This is a genomic window from Salinicoccus sp. Marseille-QA3875 (assembly GCF_054950095.1).
Genome location: NZ_CM143103.1, coordinates 1,765,516 through 1,782,441 on the forward strand (window position 1 = coordinate 1,765,516; position 16,926 = coordinate 1,782,441).

Annotated in this window: 21 protein-coding genes; all 21 read left to right on the forward strand. The window is 43.2% G+C overall.

The genetic code is table 11. The features are described from left to right. Positions 1–48 precede the first annotated feature (48 nt). The 21 genes from ACY8DT_RS09135 to ACY8DT_RS09235 all read left to right on the forward strand — a co-directional run bounded on the left by ACY8DT_RS09135 (position 49) and on the right by ACY8DT_RS09235 (position 16,925). A complete protein-coding gene (locus tag ACY8DT_RS09135) occupies positions 49–471 on the forward strand; it encodes a RusA family crossover junction endodeoxyribonuclease (RefSeq protein WP_462419995.1) in 423 nt (140 codons plus the stop codon). 7 nt (positions 472–478) lie between these two features. Then, entirely contained in the window at positions 479–898 is a 420-nt protein-coding gene (locus ACY8DT_RS09140) for a hypothetical protein (RefSeq protein WP_462419996.1), read from the forward strand. A gap of 275 nt (positions 899–1,173) precedes the next feature. Continuing rightward, positions 1,174–1,590, forward strand: coding sequence for a helix-turn-helix domain-containing protein (locus ACY8DT_RS09145; protein ID WP_462419997.1), 417 nt, complete (start codon positions 1,174–1,176; stop codon positions 1,588–1,590). Next, on the forward strand, positions 1,574–2,830 hold the full coding sequence (locus ACY8DT_RS09150; protein ID WP_462419998.1) for a PBSX family phage terminase large subunit: 1,257 nt from the start codon (positions 1,574–1,576) through the stop codon (positions 2,828–2,830). The genes ACY8DT_RS09145 and ACY8DT_RS09150 overlap by 17 nt, the downstream gene beginning before the upstream one ends. Positions 2,831–2,833: 3 nt before the next feature. Then, a complete protein-coding gene (locus tag ACY8DT_RS09155; protein WP_462419999.1) occupies positions 2,834–4,207 on the forward strand; it encodes a phage portal protein in 1,374 nt (457 codons plus the stop codon). Continuing rightward, the gene (locus ACY8DT_RS09160) at positions 4,188–5,126 is read left to right on the forward strand and encodes a phage minor head protein (RefSeq protein ID WP_462420000.1); all 939 of its coding nucleotides are present in this window, start codon (positions 4,188–4,190) and stop codon (positions 5,124–5,126) included. Before ACY8DT_RS09155 ends, ACY8DT_RS09160 begins: the two co-directional genes overlap by 20 nt. Positions 5,127–5,207: 81 nt before the next feature. Continuing rightward, positions 5,208–5,378 carry a hypothetical protein gene (locus ACY8DT_RS09165; RefSeq protein WP_462420001.1) on the forward strand — a complete coding sequence of 57 codons (171 nt, stop codon included), beginning with the start codon at positions 5,208–5,210 and terminating at the stop codon, positions 5,376–5,378. A 14-nt stretch (positions 5,379–5,392) separates the two neighbouring features. Beyond that, complete coding sequence (locus ACY8DT_RS09170; RefSeq protein ID WP_462420002.1) at positions 5,393–5,587, forward strand: hypothetical protein; 195 nt, start codon at positions 5,393–5,395, stop codon at positions 5,585–5,587. 284 nt (positions 5,588–5,871) lie between these two features. Beyond that, positions 5,872–6,453: a DUF4355 domain-containing protein gene (locus tag ACY8DT_RS09175; protein WP_462420003.1), complete on the forward strand. Its 582-nt coding sequence runs from the start codon at positions 5,872–5,874 to the stop codon at positions 6,451–6,453. 24 nt (positions 6,454–6,477) lie between these two features. Further along, positions 6,478–7,395 (forward strand): phage major capsid protein, encoded by a 918-nt coding sequence (locus tag ACY8DT_RS09180; protein WP_462420004.1) that lies wholly within the window; start codon positions 6,478–6,480, stop codon positions 7,393–7,395. A gap of 20 nt (positions 7,396–7,415) precedes the next feature. After that, positions 7,416–7,550 (forward strand): hypothetical protein, encoded by a 135-nt coding sequence (locus tag ACY8DT_RS09185; RefSeq protein WP_462420005.1) that lies wholly within the window; start codon positions 7,416–7,418, stop codon positions 7,548–7,550. A 5-nt stretch (positions 7,551–7,555) separates the two neighbouring features. After that, the gene (locus ACY8DT_RS09190; protein ID WP_462420006.1) at positions 7,556–7,933 is read left to right on the forward strand and encodes a head-tail connector protein; all 378 of its coding nucleotides are present in this window, start codon (positions 7,556–7,558) and stop codon (positions 7,931–7,933) included. Further along, the gene (locus ACY8DT_RS09195) at positions 7,920–8,264 is read left to right on the forward strand and encodes a phage head closure protein (protein WP_462420007.1); all 345 of its coding nucleotides are present in this window, start codon (positions 7,920–7,922) and stop codon (positions 8,262–8,264) included. The genes ACY8DT_RS09190 and ACY8DT_RS09195 overlap by 14 nt, the downstream gene beginning before the upstream one ends. After that, on the forward strand, positions 8,261–8,647 hold the full coding sequence (locus tag ACY8DT_RS09200) for an HK97-gp10 family putative phage morphogenesis protein (RefSeq protein ID WP_462420008.1): 387 nt from the start codon (positions 8,261–8,263) through the stop codon (positions 8,645–8,647). Before ACY8DT_RS09195 ends, ACY8DT_RS09200 begins: the two co-directional genes overlap by 4 nt. A gap of 11 nt (positions 8,648–8,658) precedes the next feature. Beyond that, positions 8,659–9,063 carry a tail completion protein gp17 gene (gene gp17 / locus ACY8DT_RS09205; RefSeq protein ID WP_462420009.1) on the forward strand — a complete coding sequence of 135 codons (405 nt, stop codon included), beginning with the start codon at positions 8,659–8,661 and terminating at the stop codon, positions 9,061–9,063. Positions 9,064–9,082: 19 nt separating this feature from the next. Continuing rightward, positions 9,083–9,628 carry a phage tail protein gene (locus tag ACY8DT_RS09210; protein WP_462420010.1) on the forward strand — a complete coding sequence of 182 codons (546 nt, stop codon included), beginning with the start codon at positions 9,083–9,085 and terminating at the stop codon, positions 9,626–9,628. A gap of 61 nt (positions 9,629–9,689) precedes the next feature. Next, positions 9,690–10,193: a tail assembly chaperone gene (locus ACY8DT_RS09215; RefSeq protein WP_462422254.1), complete on the forward strand. Its 504-nt coding sequence runs from the start codon at positions 9,690–9,692 to the stop codon at positions 10,191–10,193. A gap of 137 nt (positions 10,194–10,330) precedes the next feature. Further along, the gene (locus ACY8DT_RS09220; protein ID WP_462420011.1) at positions 10,331–10,543 is read left to right on the forward strand and encodes a hypothetical protein; all 213 of its coding nucleotides are present in this window, start codon (positions 10,331–10,333) and stop codon (positions 10,541–10,543) included. 20 nt (positions 10,544–10,563) lie between these two features. Continuing rightward, positions 10,564–13,863 carry a phage tail protein gene (locus ACY8DT_RS09225; RefSeq protein WP_462420012.1) on the forward strand — a complete coding sequence of 1,100 codons (3,300 nt, stop codon included), beginning with the start codon at positions 10,564–10,566 and terminating at the stop codon, positions 13,861–13,863. 108 nt (positions 13,864–13,971) lie between these two features. Next, entirely contained in the window at positions 13,972–15,201 is a 1,230-nt protein-coding gene (locus tag ACY8DT_RS09230) for a phage tail family protein (protein ID WP_462420013.1), read from the forward strand. Between the two features lie 41 nt (positions 15,202–15,242). Further along, the gene (locus tag ACY8DT_RS09235; RefSeq protein WP_462420014.1) at positions 15,243–16,925 is read left to right on the forward strand and encodes a DUF4886 domain-containing protein; all 1,683 of its coding nucleotides are present in this window, start codon (positions 15,243–15,245) and stop codon (positions 16,923–16,925) included. Position 16,926: the final 1 nt, after the last annotated feature.

Below are 16,926 nucleotides of genomic sequence, written 5' to 3' on the forward strand. Positions count from 1 at the left end.
ATTAGGCATTGTCGCACTTACAGTCTGGTTCATATTGTGGTTATTCTTATGATCGAATTTAAGGTGGAGGGGAGACCAGTACCGCAGCCACGTCCGAGAGTGTATACGACCCGGTCAGGGCAATCGAGGGCGGTCAACTCTTCCAAAAGCAAAGTGTATAAACGGTTGGTGAAGCTGACGGCGAAAAGTTACATGAACCGGGAACGAATTACCCTCACAGAAAAGCCGCTGTCCGTCGCTCTGACGTTCGTTTTCAAACCGCCGAAGTCTTATGCAAAAAGTAAATTAAAGGCTGTAGAAAGCGGAGAATTAAGGTATGTGAAGAAACCGGACTTGGATAACTTGGCAAAATCCGTACTGGATGCGCTTAATGAAACCATTTACAAAGATGATTCTCAAATTATCAACCTGAGTTTAAATAAAGAATATGGACACGACGACCACGTGTTAATCAAAATCAATGAGGTGTAGATGAATGATGAGTTATGCGACTAACGAAAGTTATACAACTGAAAAGATAATGGATTTAATCAATAATTATCCGTATTACATCTCAAGGATTAAAGAGTTAAGAAAAAGATATGACACATCAGTAGGTGGTGGCAACATCGGGCAGTATGGCATCGAGTCTACGCTGCCGAAACCGCAAGGCGGCAACACTGATCCCGTCCACAATGAGGTGCAGCGACTACTTAAAATGGACAAAGAATTGTCGAGACTGGAGTATAAGGCAAGGTACATTCAAAATCGATGGGATAGAATCGTCGATGAAAGAATGGCATTAGTATTCAATTTGAGACTGAGTGGTAAGACGTATCGAGAAATCGCAAAAGAAACGGATATGTCTAAATCACGGGTACATCAAGTAATGGATGAAGTATGTGAGTTACTTAAATAACTGGACAAACTGGACATGTTGGAAAGGTTAGGTGATTTATAAACTGAGATTGTACAATGGAAGGGAGGATAGGCGAGGCTAAAGCCCGCTGCATCCTTTCGACAGATTCTAGGCATGAATGTGTCCTCCTAATTAGAACGAACCGTACCTACTGGCCTGGGTGCGGTTTTTTGTTTATTGAAAACCGTTATCTACCACGAAGCAATTAATGAAACTCAGTCGGGTGATGTAGATGGCGGTTTTGAATGAATAAATTACAGAAAGGTGGTGATGAAGTGGCTAGAGTTAATGCGAAGGATTGGTTAACAGATGAGGGGCTCATATTGATTGAAGGTTGGGCGAGAGATGGCTTAACCGATGAGCAGATTGCGCATAACATAGGTTGTAGCGTGAAAACTTTATATAACTGGAAAAAGAAATACTTACCGATTTTACAGGCCTTAAAAGCAGGTAAGGAAGTAGTTGACAGACAAGTCGAAAATGCTTTACTGAAGAATGCACTCGGCTTTGATTATGAAGAAGAAGCAGTAACGAACCTGGGTGAAGTTGTGGAAGTTAAAAAGTACTCTAAGCCTAACATCACCGCCCAAATATTCTGGCTGAAGAACAGGAAGAAAGACGAGTGGCGCGATAAGACTGAGCAACAAGTTGAACATTCCGGTGGTGTGAATATATATGACGACTACAAATGATATTAAAATATCTGAAATTGTAGGAGAAGGATACAGGGACTTCTGGAATAACAAGAATAGATACAGAGTAATCAAGGGTGGTCGTGGTAGCAAGAAATCTACTACAGCCGCCCTTAATTTTATGTATAGACTGATTAAGTATCCTGAGGCGAATCTGCTTGTCCTCAGACAAGTGTTTAAAGATCATAAGGACAGCACATACGCGCAACTCAAATGGGCGGCGAGGCAACTTCATATATACGATGAGTTCGATTGGAGAGTATCCCCTCTAGAGGTCGTCAGACGCTCTACAGGACAAAAAATACTATTCCGTGGCTTGGATGACCCTATGAGTGTTACATCCGCCACAGTTGAAAATGGTTACTTATGCTGGGCATGGTTTGAAGAAGCATTCCAAGTCAGAAAAGAAGATGATTTCGACAAAATTGATATGTCCATCCGTGGCTATACAGGAGATGTATTCAAACAGATTACACTCACTTTCAACCCGTGGTCGGAAAAACATTGGCTGAACAAACGTTTCTTCAAGTCGGACAGCCCGAACGTTTTCACCAAGACGACTAACTACTTGTGCAATGAGTTTCTGGATGCGCAGGATATCGAGATATTCGAGGAGATGAAAGTAAAGTCCCCAAGACGGTATAAAATCGAAGGTCTGGGAGAATGGGGCATTGCTGAGGGTGGCATATATGAAAACTGGCATGAACGGTTGTTCGACCCACAGGAGATAGCGAAACGCCCTAAAGTTGAATCGGCATTCGGTCTGGACTTTGGGTACTCAGTCGATGAAACCGCCCTCTCTTGCTCTCTGGTAGACCCTGTAAACCGTGAAATATACATTTTTGATGAATTATATGAAAAAGCGCTACTCAATGACGAGATCGCTGAACGCATTGTAAACAAAGGATACGCCAAAGAATATATTGTGGCGGATTCCGCAGAGCCGAAGTCCATTGCAGATTTAAGGCGACACGGGATAAAGAAAGTTGTCAAAGCGGCGAAAGGTCCGGACAGCATCAAGCATGGCATTCAGTACATTCAACAGTACACGATATTTGTGCATCCGAAGTGTACGAACGCCATTAACGAGCTGTCCAACTATGTATGGGCGAAAGATAAAAACGACGAAACAATGAATAAACCGATAGATGAATATAACCACTTTTTAGATGCGCTCCGTTACAGCATGGAACACATCAGGAAAAAAGATAAATTCAAGAAAGTGAAAAGAGGTGCTTAACCGATGAACGAAAGAGAACTCATCCAGGACATCCGCAAACAGGGCGTGAAGCCGAAACATATAGAAACCTTAATCGAGATGCACAAGAATGACAGACAGCGCATGAAGCATATGTACGAACGGTATAAGTCGAACATTGATGCCGTCCCTGTATTCAAGCACGACCCACTCAAAGAGTATGAGGACTTTGAAACCGGCGGAAACGTGAGACGTGTGGATCACTTCGTAAACAACAAGCTGAACAATGCGTTTGATGTCGAGATTGTAGATACAAGGGTCGGTTACCTTCACGGTGTGCCGATTGTATACAAAGATGAAGATGAGGCAGAGTATAAGCTTATCAAAAGATTTAATCTGATGAATAACGTAGCAGATAAAGACTCCGAACTTGGGAAAATGGCTGCAATATGTGGGTACTCCTCCCGATTGGTGTATGTCGATAAAGAGGGCAATCCGAGAATCATCAACTTGAAGCCATATAATACAGTCCTTGTCGGCGATGATATGAGTGAGCCGGATTATTCGATGCACTATTACGATGAAGAAGATACGAGCACCGGGAAAACGACATGGTATGCAGAGTTTTATGACGGCGCTTATTATCACGTATTCCGCGGCGATGTGGACGCAATGCGATTTGAAGGACAGTACGAGCATCTATCTGATTACAATCCGCTATTCGGTGTACCGAACAACGAGGAATTGATCGGCGACGCCGAGCGTGTCATCCACCTCATAGATGGATATGATCGTACACTATCCGATGCATCATCTGAAATCAGCCAGACACGGTTGGCATATCTGGTATTAAAAGGCTTGGGGCTTGATGAAGAAGACATACAGGATGTCCAGAAGTCCGGGGCATTTGAACTGTACGACGAGAAACAGGATGTCAGTTATCTGACCAAAGATGTAAACGATACGATGATTGAAAACCATCTGGACAGACTGGAGAAAAATATCATGCGGTTTGCGAAGTCGGTCAACTTCAACAGTGATGAGTTTAACGGCAATGTGCCAGTAATCGGCATGCATCTGAAGCTGATGGCACTGGAGAATAAATGTATCACGTTTGAGCGTAAGATGACGGCTATGCTGCGCTACCAGTTCAAAGTGCTGTATAGCATCTGGAAACGTAAGAACGTGCTGACAGGCGGCGATATGGACTATCTGAACGTAACGTTCGGATGGAAACGCAATATACCAGTGAATAAGCTGGAAGAAGCACAGGTATTGTCCACATTGAATGGTCAGGTGTCCGATAAGACACGTTACTCACACTCGACACTTGTGGATGACGCAGAAGAAGAGAAAGAGTTAATGGATGCGGAGGGTATCGTGACTGGAGTTGGTATAGATGGTCCAGAATCAATCTGATATAGATAAGCACATCGACAAACTCATTGCCGAAGCCGAGCACGAAGCTGAGAAGATACTGGCGAAGCGATTAAAGCATATTAAACAGTCGTTTGCTGCCATGCTTGATAAGTATCAATCAGATGATCCCCATATCACATGGACAGAGTTCAACAAATACAACCGCTTTAAGAAAGAGCTTCAACGCATCGAGGAACTTTTGCAAGGCGATTACAGCGAGATAATCAATCTCATCGTATTCAGCCAGACGAAAATATATCTCGACAACTACATGCGACATATGTACCTGTTTGAACAGTCCTCACAAATACAAATGAGCTTTACTGTGCCTTCCACAGAGCAAATACGACAGGCTCTGGCGCAACCAATCGAATTGATTAAGCTGGCACCCACATTTGAAAGACACCGCAAGACAATCATTCAAAAGCTTCAGGGGCATATTGCCAACGGTATCATGGCGGGGAACAGCTACAATCAGATAGCGCATGAGATCAATAAAGATATGAAATGGGGCATGCATAAGTCACGGATGGTTGCACGGACGGAGGCGCACCGCAGTCAAACGCAGAGCGCTGACAAGGCGGCATCAGATGCAAAGTCATTCGGCGCACGAATAAAAGGTTACTGGGATGCGACACTGGACAGGCGCACACGGCTCAGTCATCAGAAGATGGACGGCAAGGCAGAGGATGAGAATGGCATGTTTAAAGTCGGATTATCCACTGGTCCAAGTCCGGGGAATCTAATCGGTGTGGATAGTGCATCGCAGAATATCAATTGTCGGTGTAAGAAACTGTACCGTGTCAACGGACAGCTACCAGAGGTCAGACGTGCGAGAAATGAGGATGGTAGCACGTCACTCATCCCATGGCAATCATACGAAGACTGGGAGCGTGATAAGCGTGCAAATAGCAATTAAGCCTATCAAGCGCAGTAATGGCACATACACGATTGTAAATCCGTTTGACGGCACAATTATTATTGTGAGGAGATGATAAGTGTGGACAAAGGTAAATACAAAGGTTCAATCAATATTTACGCCGAAATATATGAAGTAGATGAAGAATATGAGGAATACCTCGACACGCTGTCTCCCGAGGGATTGGAAGCAGAGCGGTTACAGTTGGAAATGCAGATGCTGGCATTAGATAATATGGAGTTTGACCACTGAGGGGAGTGATGGAAATGGATAAATCAGAGCGCTACTTAAAAGAGATAGCCAATAACACTGCTGAAATCGCTAAAGAGTTGAAGAAGATGAATCGGAAGTCTGTAGGTAATGATAAAAACGATCCAGAATTTGAACGGATTCGAGATGCGCTTAATTCTGCCCCTCCAATAGCGAGTGGCATCCAATCCGCACTCGACAACCGTAATTAATCAAAAGGGATGACGATATAACCTTACACCCATTTAAAGGAGGTGAGGATTACATGAGATTTTCTACTACCCGATATGGGAGAGAGGAGCAGTGATCCAAGCCTATGATGGCAGTATCTATGTAGCGATGGCTACCTTGTAACGTTTATCAATTACGGTAGGCGTATTTTTTCATGTCCAATTAACCAATGATGACTCTAAAAGCTTTGGTATTGCGTTTATTTGCGCAAATAACATGCAAACGTTGTGGACTATACGTACATGACGGTTGAGGAGGAAGAACAATGGATTTTGAAGAGTTCAAGCAGTATCTGGAAGATAACAAAGACAATAGCGATGTACAGTCTGCGATAAAAGGATTCACGACGGTCTCTAAAGAGGACGTGAGAAGCTTTTTAGATACAGATGAAGGCAAACAACTCATTCAACCGACACTGGATCGTTATCACTCGAAGTCTCTCGAAACATGGAAAGCAAACAACCTCGATTCTATCATTGAAGAAGAGGTAACCAAACGTAATCCGCAGGAGACGGAAGAACAGAAACGCATCCGAAAGTTGGAAGAGGAATTACAGAATCGAGATAAGGAAGCCAAGCGTAAGGATTTACAGAATAAGGCATTCAAGATGGCACAAGATAAAGGTGTACCAACTGATTTGGTTGATTACTTTATTGGCGAAGATGAGGAATCAACGTCTGCCAATCTCGATTCACTGAAAGAGCACTTCGACACTACAGTCAAAGCACAAGTGGAAAATCGTTTTAAAGAGTCTGGACGTGACGTTCAGCAAGGCGATGGTAAGGGCGGAGGCACTTCACAGTCCGTTCAGGATATCATCAACGATGCAAGCATCAGAAAAATATAAAACAATTTAAGGAGAGGTTATATTATGGCAATTCCAAATTATACTCCGGATAACGTACTGCTATCCGATGCGAAAACAGGGGTCATCCCACAAGAAGCAGGTAACTTAATTCTCAAAGACGTAACGCAAGGTTCTGCTGTCATGCAGCTCGCTAAAGGCGAACAGATGACGAAGCCGAAAAAGACATTCACATACCTAGCAGACGGCATTGGCGCTTACTGGGTATCTGAGACTGAGCGTATTCAGACAAGCAAGGCGCAATACCTCCAAGCTGAAATGGAAGCGAAGAAGCTGGGTGTTATCATCCCGCTTTCCAAAGAGTTCCTGCGCTATACAGCATCTGATTTCTTCAACGAAGTGAAACCACTGATTGCTGAAGCGTTCTACAAGAAATTTGATGCCGCTGCGCTATTCGGCATAGAAACACCATACGGCGCGTCCGGCACGTCCATTATGCAAGGTGCGACGACTGAAGGGAATACGATTGCAGACACTGGCAACCTGTATGAAGATGTAAACGGCGTCCTTTCCCTCATTGAAGAAAATGAACACGATCCAAACGGCATTCTCACTACACGTTCATTCCGCGGGAAAATGCGTGGTGCGCTTGACACTAATGGCCAGCCATTGTTTGATGGACAAAACGAACTGCTCGGACAGCCGATTGCATACACTGAAGGTGGCGCATTCGACAAGACGCAGGCGCAGGCACTGTTTGGCGACTGGGATTATGCCCGTTACGGCATCCTGCAAGGCATTGAGTACGCTATCTCTGAAGATGCGACACTTACAACGCTTTCTGCAGACGACGCTTCAGGACAACCTGTCTCCCTATTCGAGCGTGATATGTTCGCACTCAGAGCGACAATGCACGTTGGCTTCATGAACGTTAAGCCGGATGCATTCGGTGCATTGACACCAGCGGCAGACCCAGAAGTATAAATGATATAGGAGTGATATGAATGAAAGTTGAAAAAGACGGTCATACACTCGAAGTAACTGAAAAGGCGTATAGAGTAGTCTATGCGCCGAAAGGTTACAAAGAGGTTAAAAAGACCACTCGCAAATCAACAAAAAAGGACGATGACAAGGAGTGATGTGAATGTCACAAGCACTCATTACTGAAGTAACGGAAATACTGGAAGCAAGAGGCGTTAAAATTGACCCGGAGCATCAGGCGATTTTCTCTAAAGATGTGTTGAGCGTACTCAGTCATATCAAGTATCACACAGGCAATGAGTTCATTGATTATGTGGACGATGCAGGGGAGATTGTATATCCGTATGCCGTAGCGAAGTTCATTGCCGGCGCGATAGAACATCGCGAGCGCCCTGAAGTGAAAGGGAATCTGAAGTCACGATCCATGGGAAGTGTGAGTTACACCTTCAAAGACAGCGATGGTATTTATCCCGCTTATCTTTATAGTTTGCTGGATGAATTCATGCTAAGAAGGAAGGCGAAATTCCATGTATTCAAATAATAATTATATGGAAGAATTTCCCCACGACATCGACATCATCACACGGGTAGTCACTGAAACCGGCAGTTATCCGAACTACGAGGAAGTCGTACAGGAAACTGTCGTGCCGGTTAAAGGCTTCATGGACACGCCGAGTACGTCAGAGCGACTTGTCTATCACAATATGGATAAACAGCTCACACGAGCGTTGTATGTGCCTTACAGCGTACAGCCAAAGCATACGGACATCATCATGTACGATGCCAAAGAGTACGAGATTGTGGGCGATGTGGAAGACCAGGGAGGACAGCATGAAGTGAATCGCATACCTGTGAAGGAAGTGATGCCGTGAAGGATTTAGTAACGGCTTTGCAGGTGTATAGCGACAGGGTGCAGGAGGAAGCGGAGCAAGGCGTCAGTGAAACGGCAATGTTGCTTAATACTGAAGCGTCGAGTAAAGCACCTGTGGACGAGGGGAATCTCAAAAACAGCATACAGTCGGATATCGGTGGGCTTGAAGCCACAGTCAGTGTGGGCGCTTTTTACGCGCCATTCGTTGAATACGGGACCGGCATCCACGCGAGTGGACCGGGTGGCAGTCGTGCTAAAAAGATCCCTTGGACATATAAAGCAGCTAATGGTCAGTTTTATACAACGTACGGTAATCCCGCCCAACCGTTCTGGTTCCCAAGTATCGACGTGGCGCAGAAATACTTTAAAAACTACTTTAGTTAGGAGGTGGCTGGATGAATTGGGTATCGGCCGAGCCGGAATTATTTAACAACCTATTCAGACACATCGAACAGTCACCGCTGAAAGGTAAAGTGACTGCCATTGTCGATGGGGTAAGGAAAGACTTGACCACACCGTATATTGTGATTGGGGAGACGGATATTATTGAGTCTGTTGGCTCCCAATCCATGACGGAAGATATCGCTATACAGATGCACGTTTATGCGGATAGCAAGCCACTATGCAGAGAATTAAAGAAAGACTTGAAGCACTATGCAAAACAGCATTTTCCGCTTGAGCATTACGAAATAAAGAAAATCAGACTAAGCAACGAGCAGGTCATGACGGACATTGATCAGTATACATCCCACGGGGTGTTGCGGTTAGTGTACACCATCGACCATGCCGTTGCTTTTTAAATTATAAGGAGATGATTGAATGTCAGTAGAAAGATGGACGTTGATAGGTATTCCGGCAGATACTCCAGTTGCGGAGGCAACGGCCGAAGACTATGTATTCAGTGGCACTACAGAATTTTCGCATGAGATGGAATCTGAACTCATGGAGCGTATTGTCGGTAAAAAGAAAGACTGGAATCAGGGTGTGGTCGAGGAAACGATTAACATCACATTCAACTATGATAGAGAAATTAAAGGTGATCAGGCGCTGCTTGAATCCGTCAAAAATGGCAAGCAGATGCGTTTCTGGATTATCAATAATGCAGTGATTCAACTGTCGGACGGCACTTCTGAGGGGCACAATGCCACGTTTGCTTATGTGATGGCTGAATCCCCTAACTTATCTGTGGATGATGAATCTGAAACGATTGAGGGCGGATTCAAAGTGAAACTGAACTCGGCAGAAGGCGAAGAGCCGAAACTGCCCGACGTCATCCTTGACCCGTCACTCGCTGCAGCTGTCGTTTATGAAGAAATTGGCGCTGCTGAAGGCGACATGGAAGATGCAAGCACACAAAACGTATAAACACTCTGGGAGCTGAAATGCTCCCTTTTTTATTTATCTATTTTGAAAGGACTGTTTGAATATGGCAGAAAAAGTTGAAGGTATCACAGAATTAAGAATTAATGATCGGATTTATAAAGCGAAAGGCACGTATCTTTTCGGTAAGACTGCTCAGCAATATGCACAGAATGAAGTCAATGAAAAGACGGGGAAAGAACAAAAAGGCGATGGTGTCACATCCATCTTTATGGGTTTGATGCAGCAGGACCCGGACAAACTCATTGAGTTCTGGCATTGTGCAACGTCTCATTACGGTAAAGAAGCGCCTAAATTTGAAGCCGTATCAGGTACGTTGAGTGACATTGCTGAAAAAGAGGACTTACTCCCGTATTTTGTTGGTGCTTTGAGACTGCTCAATGAGGGTGGTTACTACAAGGGAAAGTTGCAAACGTTGTGGTTCATGATGAACACTTCTTCGAAACGAGCGAAAGAGGACGAGAAGGAAGACATGAAGGCGCAAATCGAAACGTTCAAGGACATGTACAAGATGATCACTGGGAATCCTCCGTATCAAAGCGAGGGCTAGATTTTGATTATGTCATTGAAAAGACCGTCCAGCTGATTGGCTATATTGCAATAGACGAGCTGGAACTACTCACACCGCATGAATGGGAACAAATGATCAAAGGTGCCCGTCATCGACGTTTAGACAACTTAGAGGACATGCGGACACAAGCCATCATGTTCGCTCATCTGAACAATGGCAAGAACGTTAAGAAAATTACAAAGCATATTGAAACTGAACGCAAGGCCATCAATGAAGCGAAAAACAGTTCAGACTATGAACATAAGAAGTCTAAGGCTTTTGATAAGCGTGTACGTGCTGTACAGCGTAAAGCGCTTCAGGAATGGCTCGACAAGAAACAAAATAGATAAATAAGAAAAGGGGTGGAGCGATGGATAATGTCAGCCGTTTTGTGGCACAGATACAAGCGAACATTCGGGATTTTGAAAGGAAAATCAATCGGGCGCAGTCTCAAGCTGCAAAAATGCCCGACGAAATAGAGACAGATGTGGATGCTGATATTTCAAAATTTCGTCGCGGGCTATTGCAAGCGGAAGCTATGGCTAAACGTTTTCAATCTAATGCGATAAGCAAGAAGATATTAGGTGACGCTTCGAACTTTAGAGAGGCAATATTCGGCGCAAAAAAGTCTGTCATAGACTTTGATAAACATTATCAAGATGCTAGAGGTCGATGGCATGACATTGACTCTGGGGCTTTCGTTAAAGAGTTCAAAACTATCGATAGCATGTTTACAAGAGTGAAGAATAAATTTTCTAGGCCGATAGTCGCTAGATTTAAAGTGAGGAGCAGGGGCTTTAGAAACTTTGTCACCGAAGTCGATAAAATGAACGACAACTTCCAACGTGAATTCATCCGACTGGCAAAAATGATTTCTGCAATCGGCGTTGTTATCAGTAATGTCATCGGCGGTTTCCTGATCGGGTCATTCATGGCACTCGTTCCAATCATTGCAGGTGCAACATCTGCGATTATGGCACTCGGTAACGCTCTGGGCATCACGGTGGGTAATGTACTGGCGTTTGTCGGTGCGCTCGGTGTGGCAGGACTTGGTGTGGCTGCATATGGTGGCTTGGTTGCATCCGTACTGCAAAGGTACAATGACGAAGCATTTGAAGCGACAGAGGCGAGTAATCGGTTCACCGAAGCACTCGAAGGTATCAAGTCATCATGGAACGGAATCGTCGATATGCATGAAGATGCAATATTCGAGCAAATGGCAACAGCAATTGATACAGCAAATTTCGCACTCAATGAGATGACGCCTTTTATTGATAATGTGGTCGGTGCAATGGGTCGAATGACGAATGAGTTGCAAACGTTCGTACAGGAATCTCCAACCATGCTAAGATTCTTTGATAACATGAACACTAAAGGATCAGATGTTTTTGAAAACTTAGTAAGGGGCATTGGACGATTCGGTCAAGGTATCATCGACACGATGAACGCTGCCTTTCCACTCATCGAATGGGTAGCTGAAGGATTTAACAATTTAGGTACTCAATTTGCTGACTGGGCAAATCGCATGGCTGAAACGAATGGCTTTCATGATTTTATCAACTATGTACAAGAGAACATGCCGAAAATCGGCAAGATATTCGGTGACTTCTTCTTAGGTGTCATCAATCTGTTTGCCGCTTTTGGTGAGAACAGCTCAACAGTTCTAGATGGTCTGCAAGATATGATGGCTCGATTCAGGGAATGGTCTGAAACCATCAAGCAATCAGACGGTTTTCAGCAGTTTATAGATTACATTCAGCAACATGGACCAACAGTAATCAGTTTAATCGGTAATATCGTTATGACATTGGTTAATTTTGGCATTGCCATTGCACCATTAGCCGGTAAGGTCTTGGAAGTTGTGAATGCTGTATTTGCATTTACGAATGAATTGTTCAGGAGCAATCCGATTGTCGGTCAAATAATTGGCGTACTTATTTCGTTATTTGGTGCATTTAAAATTCTCGCACCGCTTATCTTAGTAGTAACGCAGGTGATTGTGCCGTTTATCGGTATGTTAGTGCGATTATTTACTCAATCGATGCTAGTAAAAGGCGCAATTGCATTATTGAAAGGTGTATTCACATTACTTTCTGGGCCGGTCGGTATCGCAATCGGTGCTTTAACAGCACTATCTGCCATATTCATTGTGCTATATGACAATGTGGAATGGTTCAGAAACGCCGTAGATGCGGCATGGTCTTTCATTACCAACTTTATCAGTACGCAAGTTCAAACAATCATCGGTTGGTTCAATTATTTTAGAGATGAAGGAAATAATATATTTCATTCGGCGATGCTAGCCATTGCTACGACGATTGTGCAAGGATTAACAGAGGCGGCGGTGGCCTTTACGGTATGGATTTCAGGTGTACTTGCTCAAATTGTTGGATTCGGCGTTAGCTTGGCAACTAACATCATTAGTGCGCTCACGCAGTTCATTTCAGCAATTGCAATGAAGTTGGTCGAGGGATCACTCGCATTTACAAATTGGTTTGCCAGTGTCATCGCAAGTGTTATCACATTTGGTGCAAATTTAGTGTCAACAATCGTATCAGCAATTGCTAGTTTTACAATTTCGATTGTGACCGGTCTTGCAAGCGCATTGGCTGCGTTCACATCATTTGTGGCATCAGGTATAGCGACTATCGTCACTTTTGCAGCAGGTATCGTATCGAATATCATTTCAGCGATGACCTCATTTGTATCTACCATTGCAAGCGGACTAGCCTCGGCGTTCTCGTCTATAAGCTCATTTGTCGCTTCGGGAATATCAGCTATTGTCAGTTTTGTAAGTAGTGTTGTATCTTCAATCGCTTCAGGCATGGCTAGTTTCGTCAGTTCAATCGCTTCAGGTACAGCAAGTGCGATATCAGCAATATCATCATTTGTATCATCTGCGATTAGCTCGATAGCCAGTTTTGTATCAAGCCTAATCAGCAATATAAGCTCTGGGATGAGTAGCTTTGTATCGACCATCAGCTCAGGTGCGTCAAGCGCGATGAGTACGATCAGTTCATTCGTGTCATCAGCCATCAGTGCCATCGTGAATTTTGTGTCACAAATCGTGTCCAACATCACATCAGGAATGGCGAATTTTGTTTCGGCAATTGTTTCAGGTGGTTCAAACGCCGTTTCGGCAGTGAGCACTATGGGTAGTAATATCATTTCGACAGTCGGTTCATTCGTCGGTCAAATGGTGTCTGCTGGTGCAGATTTAATTCGAGGGTTGGTCAATGGCATTAAGAGTATGGCTAGTTCTGCCATTAGTGCTGCAAAAGGCGTCGTCGGAGATGCCGTAGCAGGTGCTAAAAATTTACTCGGCATTAACTCTCCATCCCGTGTATTCCGTTCATTCGGTGAGTACACCATGCAAGGTTTAGCGATTGGTATTCAACGGGATGCAGATAAAGCGATCGGTGCAGTGACAAATGTTGCTAAAGACATGACCAACTCATTTGCACCTGATTTAACTACGACGGCGGATATTGATAGTCAAATTGGCAATTTTGACAGGCAAATCAGAAGTACAGTGGATGCAGATATTCAGTCTGGAATCGAAACACAACGTCCACAAGTCAATGTGACTGTACGAAATGAAGGCGATGTTGAAATGATCCGTAGTTATATTCAGGAAGAAGACGGAATAGATGAAAGTTTAGCATTCTAGGAGGTGCTTTAAATTAAGACAGTCGATGCAGAATTAATTAAAAATGGCACGTCGTTTTTAGTGTCGGACAACAAATTGACAGGCACCTCACTAGAGGTGCTTTCTTTTATGTCTTCAGGCATTAAAAAACGGACAGGCAGTGAGTATTCAGATGGTCGACCTGGAAGAATTAATTACCATTCAGAAGACGAATACAGAACGATTACTTTATTAGTACAGTCAACAGCATACGATATACAAGATGTCGCACATTTAAGAGATGCGGTTAATGAATTGTTCGATGGAGAACTTATGCTACGTGAGATGCGTATCAAGAGTGTGGAAGTCGAATATGAAAGTCTAGGTCAACGCACAGGTGAAATGCAGTTAGGAATGCCTGAATACGTCAATGGTAAGCAAATCAAAGTGACTATGGTAAATAGTCCCGAAATAGATGATACAGCGCTTGTAAGTACGTTTACAGTCGAATTTGAAACAACTGAATCTCCTTACTTTGAAACGATTTACACAACTTTAGAACTACATGACAGTGGCTATTCCGCAACGGCTGAAAAGTACGGTCTGGTCGATAATATCGATGATGAAAAAGTGAAGTATCGATTTGAGCCACAGAACGCGTTTAATCCAAATTTGATTCCTTTGAACGAGGGGGATTGGGAAAACGGTTCACGGTGGTCTAGTGGCACTAATAATAATAATTCGAATGATATTCGTTTAAAGATGGAGGAAGCAATTCCGATAGTAGATGGTCGGAGGTACACTATCCACGACAGTTCAACTTATAATTCTAGACTTAACCAATTTATGGTGCATTGTTTTGATGACGAGGGCAATATGACTTACTATTTTATTCGCTTCCGTGGGTCAACATTTACATTTACTGCTAGAGGCACTAAATTAGTTATTTCGTTAACTGCGATCGATGGTTTTGCTATCCCACCAGATTATATAGAAGGCGACAGAATACGGATGAAATTGGAGGAGGGTGATAATCATACGGGTTTCGAACCCAGAACAGAAAACTTCACCGTCTACAACGCAGGTAATGTCACAGTCGAGCCGGAGAGTATGTTTTTGGAAATCCGTTTGCGTTATGCAACTATTCAAGAAAAATTGACAATCAGGAACAAAACGACAGGTGATGAATTTGAGTTTAGCAACACCCAAAATGAATTACACGTGGGCATCTTAGGTTTAAATGTTCGGTTGGGTGCGTTGAATGGATTTAGGTATTCCAATAGGAGGTTCATCAGCTTGGCGCCGGGTGATAACGAGTTCGAAATATTCGGCGGAACTTTTAACGAGTTCCGGATAGATTTTAAGTATTATTATAAATAAATTGAGAGTCGATAAGGTGGCTCTTTTAATGGGGTGAGGAATTGAAATTAAATAGAACACCTTCTCTTTATGATAGGCAGTGGCGAAATGAGGAGAATGAAAACTGGGAAGAAATTGAAAATGAATTCCATAGTTTCAGTAACATATCTGGAGAACTAAAAAGTTTCATCGATAATTTTAACGGTGAGAATTTGCTCGAAAAATCCTATAATCTATTCAATAAGGATGCGGTTGTAAAGGGTCGATTAAATGGCAATAACGGAGAGCTTATTGTAATCTCCGAAGAGAATTGGGTAACAAGTGAGTTCATTCCTGTAGATCCTGGCAAAAGGTTGCAAATAAAACCTGCAATGGGAATTACGGTGATGTATGATTCAGATTACAATTACGTGGGGCAAATACCTGCATCGTCTCATCCGATGATACTCCCGAATAATGCGAGGTATATCCGCAATACTATGAATGCGAACTCCGCTGAAGATAAGTATATTTATTTGGGGGATAACAACCTTCCATACGTTGAGTACGGATACAGCTATTCAGATAAACTGATCAGCATAATTCAGTCAATGATTGACTCACACGATGATGTCCCCGAATACGTCAACCTATTTGACAAATCTAAGGTGGTTTTGGGTCAATTGAGTGGCGGAGAGGTAGTGGAGTCATCCGGAACTTTCCATGTAACAGACTTTATCAGAGTGACTCCAGGTAAGCAATTGAACCTCTTGCCGAACTTTGGTATAACAGCGATGTACGACAGAGATTATAATTACATCAGAGATATCGGACTTTCAGAAAATCCGATCGTCTTGCCCAGCGATGTAAGGTATATCCGGAACACTATGTCTCAGGCATCTATAGATGGTAAGTATATTTATTTAGGCGAAGATTTTATGGGATACTTCCCTTACGGTGAAGGACCAGGCGCTTCTGAAAAAGACGACTCAAAACCATTGAAAGTCTTGATTATAGGCAACTCATACAGTGTCGACACATTTACGCACTTACACGATATATGTAAATCCGCAGGCGTTAATGCAGTAGTTGGAGTCGCTCATGATTCGGGTGGAAGTCTGAGGGATGCCATGACTAAAATAAGAAATAATGAAACGATCCATTCTTACTACAAATGGACTAATCAAAAAGGTTACGTCAGAGTTGCCAGTCCTTTGATTGACTATGCGATTGCTGATGAATCTTGGGACATCGTGTTGTTTCAACAAATGAGTTTTAACTCATTAGATTATACTACCTTCCAACCACATTTGAATGATTTGAAAGCTCATGTAAAAGCCAATGTCAGCAATCCTAATGTTCGTTTTGGCATTAATGCTATATGGTCAAGAGCGACAACGAGTTCGACTGTAGGGGATGAAGTTACTCAAATCGAACAATTCAACACAATCACAGAAAACTACAGGACTGCAATGTTTGATAGTGATTTAGAAATATTGATACCCACAGGCACAGCAATTCAAAATGGCAGGGCAAACGAATACTTATCTCAGATAGGTACAGAATTAACTAGAGATGGCTCACATTTAGATGAACCTGTTGGAAGGTATATTGCTGCGATGACTGTGTTCTATACCCTATTTGGAGAGAGTGCTTTCGGTGATGTATCATTCAAGACTGCCGGCACAAATGGATATTTAATATACCTCGCTAAAATGGTTGCTAAAAAAGCAGTGGACAATCCTTATAAAATCAGTGAACTGTAGG

Excerpts from the sequence above, each read along its gene's own strand:
- ACY8DT_RS09180 (WP_462420004.1), top strand. The coding sequence starts at position 6,478 with ATGGCAATTCCAAATTATACTCCGGATAACGTACTGCTATCCGATGCG.
- ACY8DT_RS09225 (WP_462420012.1), top strand. The coding sequence starts at position 10,564 with ATGGATAATGTCAGCCGTTTTGTGGCACAGATACAAGCGAACATTCGG.
- gp17 (WP_462420009.1), top strand. The coding sequence starts at position 8,659 with ATGAATTGGGTATCGGCCGAGCCGGAATTATTTAACAACCTATTCAGA.
- ACY8DT_RS09190 (WP_462420006.1), top strand. The coding sequence starts at position 7,556 with ATGTCACAAGCACTCATTACTGAAGTAACGGAAATACTGGAAGCAAGA.
- ACY8DT_RS09175 (WP_462420003.1), top strand. The coding sequence starts at position 5,872 with ATGGATTTTGAAGAGTTCAAGCAGTATCTGGAAGATAACAAAGACAAT.
- ACY8DT_RS09135 (WP_462419995.1), top strand. The coding sequence starts at position 49 with ATGATCGAATTTAAGGTGGAGGGGAGACCAGTACCGCAGCCACGTCCG.
- ACY8DT_RS09160 (WP_462420000.1), top strand. The coding sequence starts at position 4,188 with ATGGTCCAGAATCAATCTGATATAGATAAGCACATCGACAAACTCATT.
- ACY8DT_RS09220 (WP_462420011.1), top strand. The coding sequence starts at position 10,331 with ATGCGGACACAAGCCATCATGTTCGCTCATCTGAACAATGGCAAGAAC.
- ACY8DT_RS09170 (WP_462420002.1), top strand. The coding sequence starts at position 5,393 with ATGGATAAATCAGAGCGCTACTTAAAAGAGATAGCCAATAACACTGCT.
- ACY8DT_RS09155 (WP_462419999.1), top strand. The coding sequence starts at position 2,834 with ATGAACGAAAGAGAACTCATCCAGGACATCCGCAAACAGGGCGTGAAG.
- ACY8DT_RS09230 (WP_462420013.1), top strand. The coding sequence starts at position 13,972 with ATGTCTTCAGGCATTAAAAAACGGACAGGCAGTGAGTATTCAGATGGT.
- ACY8DT_RS09210 (WP_462420010.1), top strand. The coding sequence starts at position 9,083 with ATGTCAGTAGAAAGATGGACGTTGATAGGTATTCCGGCAGATACTCCA.
- ACY8DT_RS09140 (WP_462419996.1), top strand. The coding sequence starts at position 479 with ATGAGTTATGCGACTAACGAAAGTTATACAACTGAAAAGATAATGGAT.
- ACY8DT_RS09195 (WP_462420007.1), top strand. The coding sequence starts at position 7,920 with ATGTATTCAAATAATAATTATATGGAAGAATTTCCCCACGACATCGAC.
- ACY8DT_RS09215 (WP_462422254.1), top strand. The coding sequence starts at position 9,690 with ATGGCAGAAAAAGTTGAAGGTATCACAGAATTAAGAATTAATGATCGG.
- ACY8DT_RS09185 (WP_462420005.1), top strand. The coding sequence starts at position 7,416 with ATGAAAGTTGAAAAAGACGGTCATACACTCGAAGTAACTGAAAAGGCG.
- ACY8DT_RS09150 (WP_462419998.1), top strand. The coding sequence starts at position 1,574 with ATGACGACTACAAATGATATTAAAATATCTGAAATTGTAGGAGAAGGA.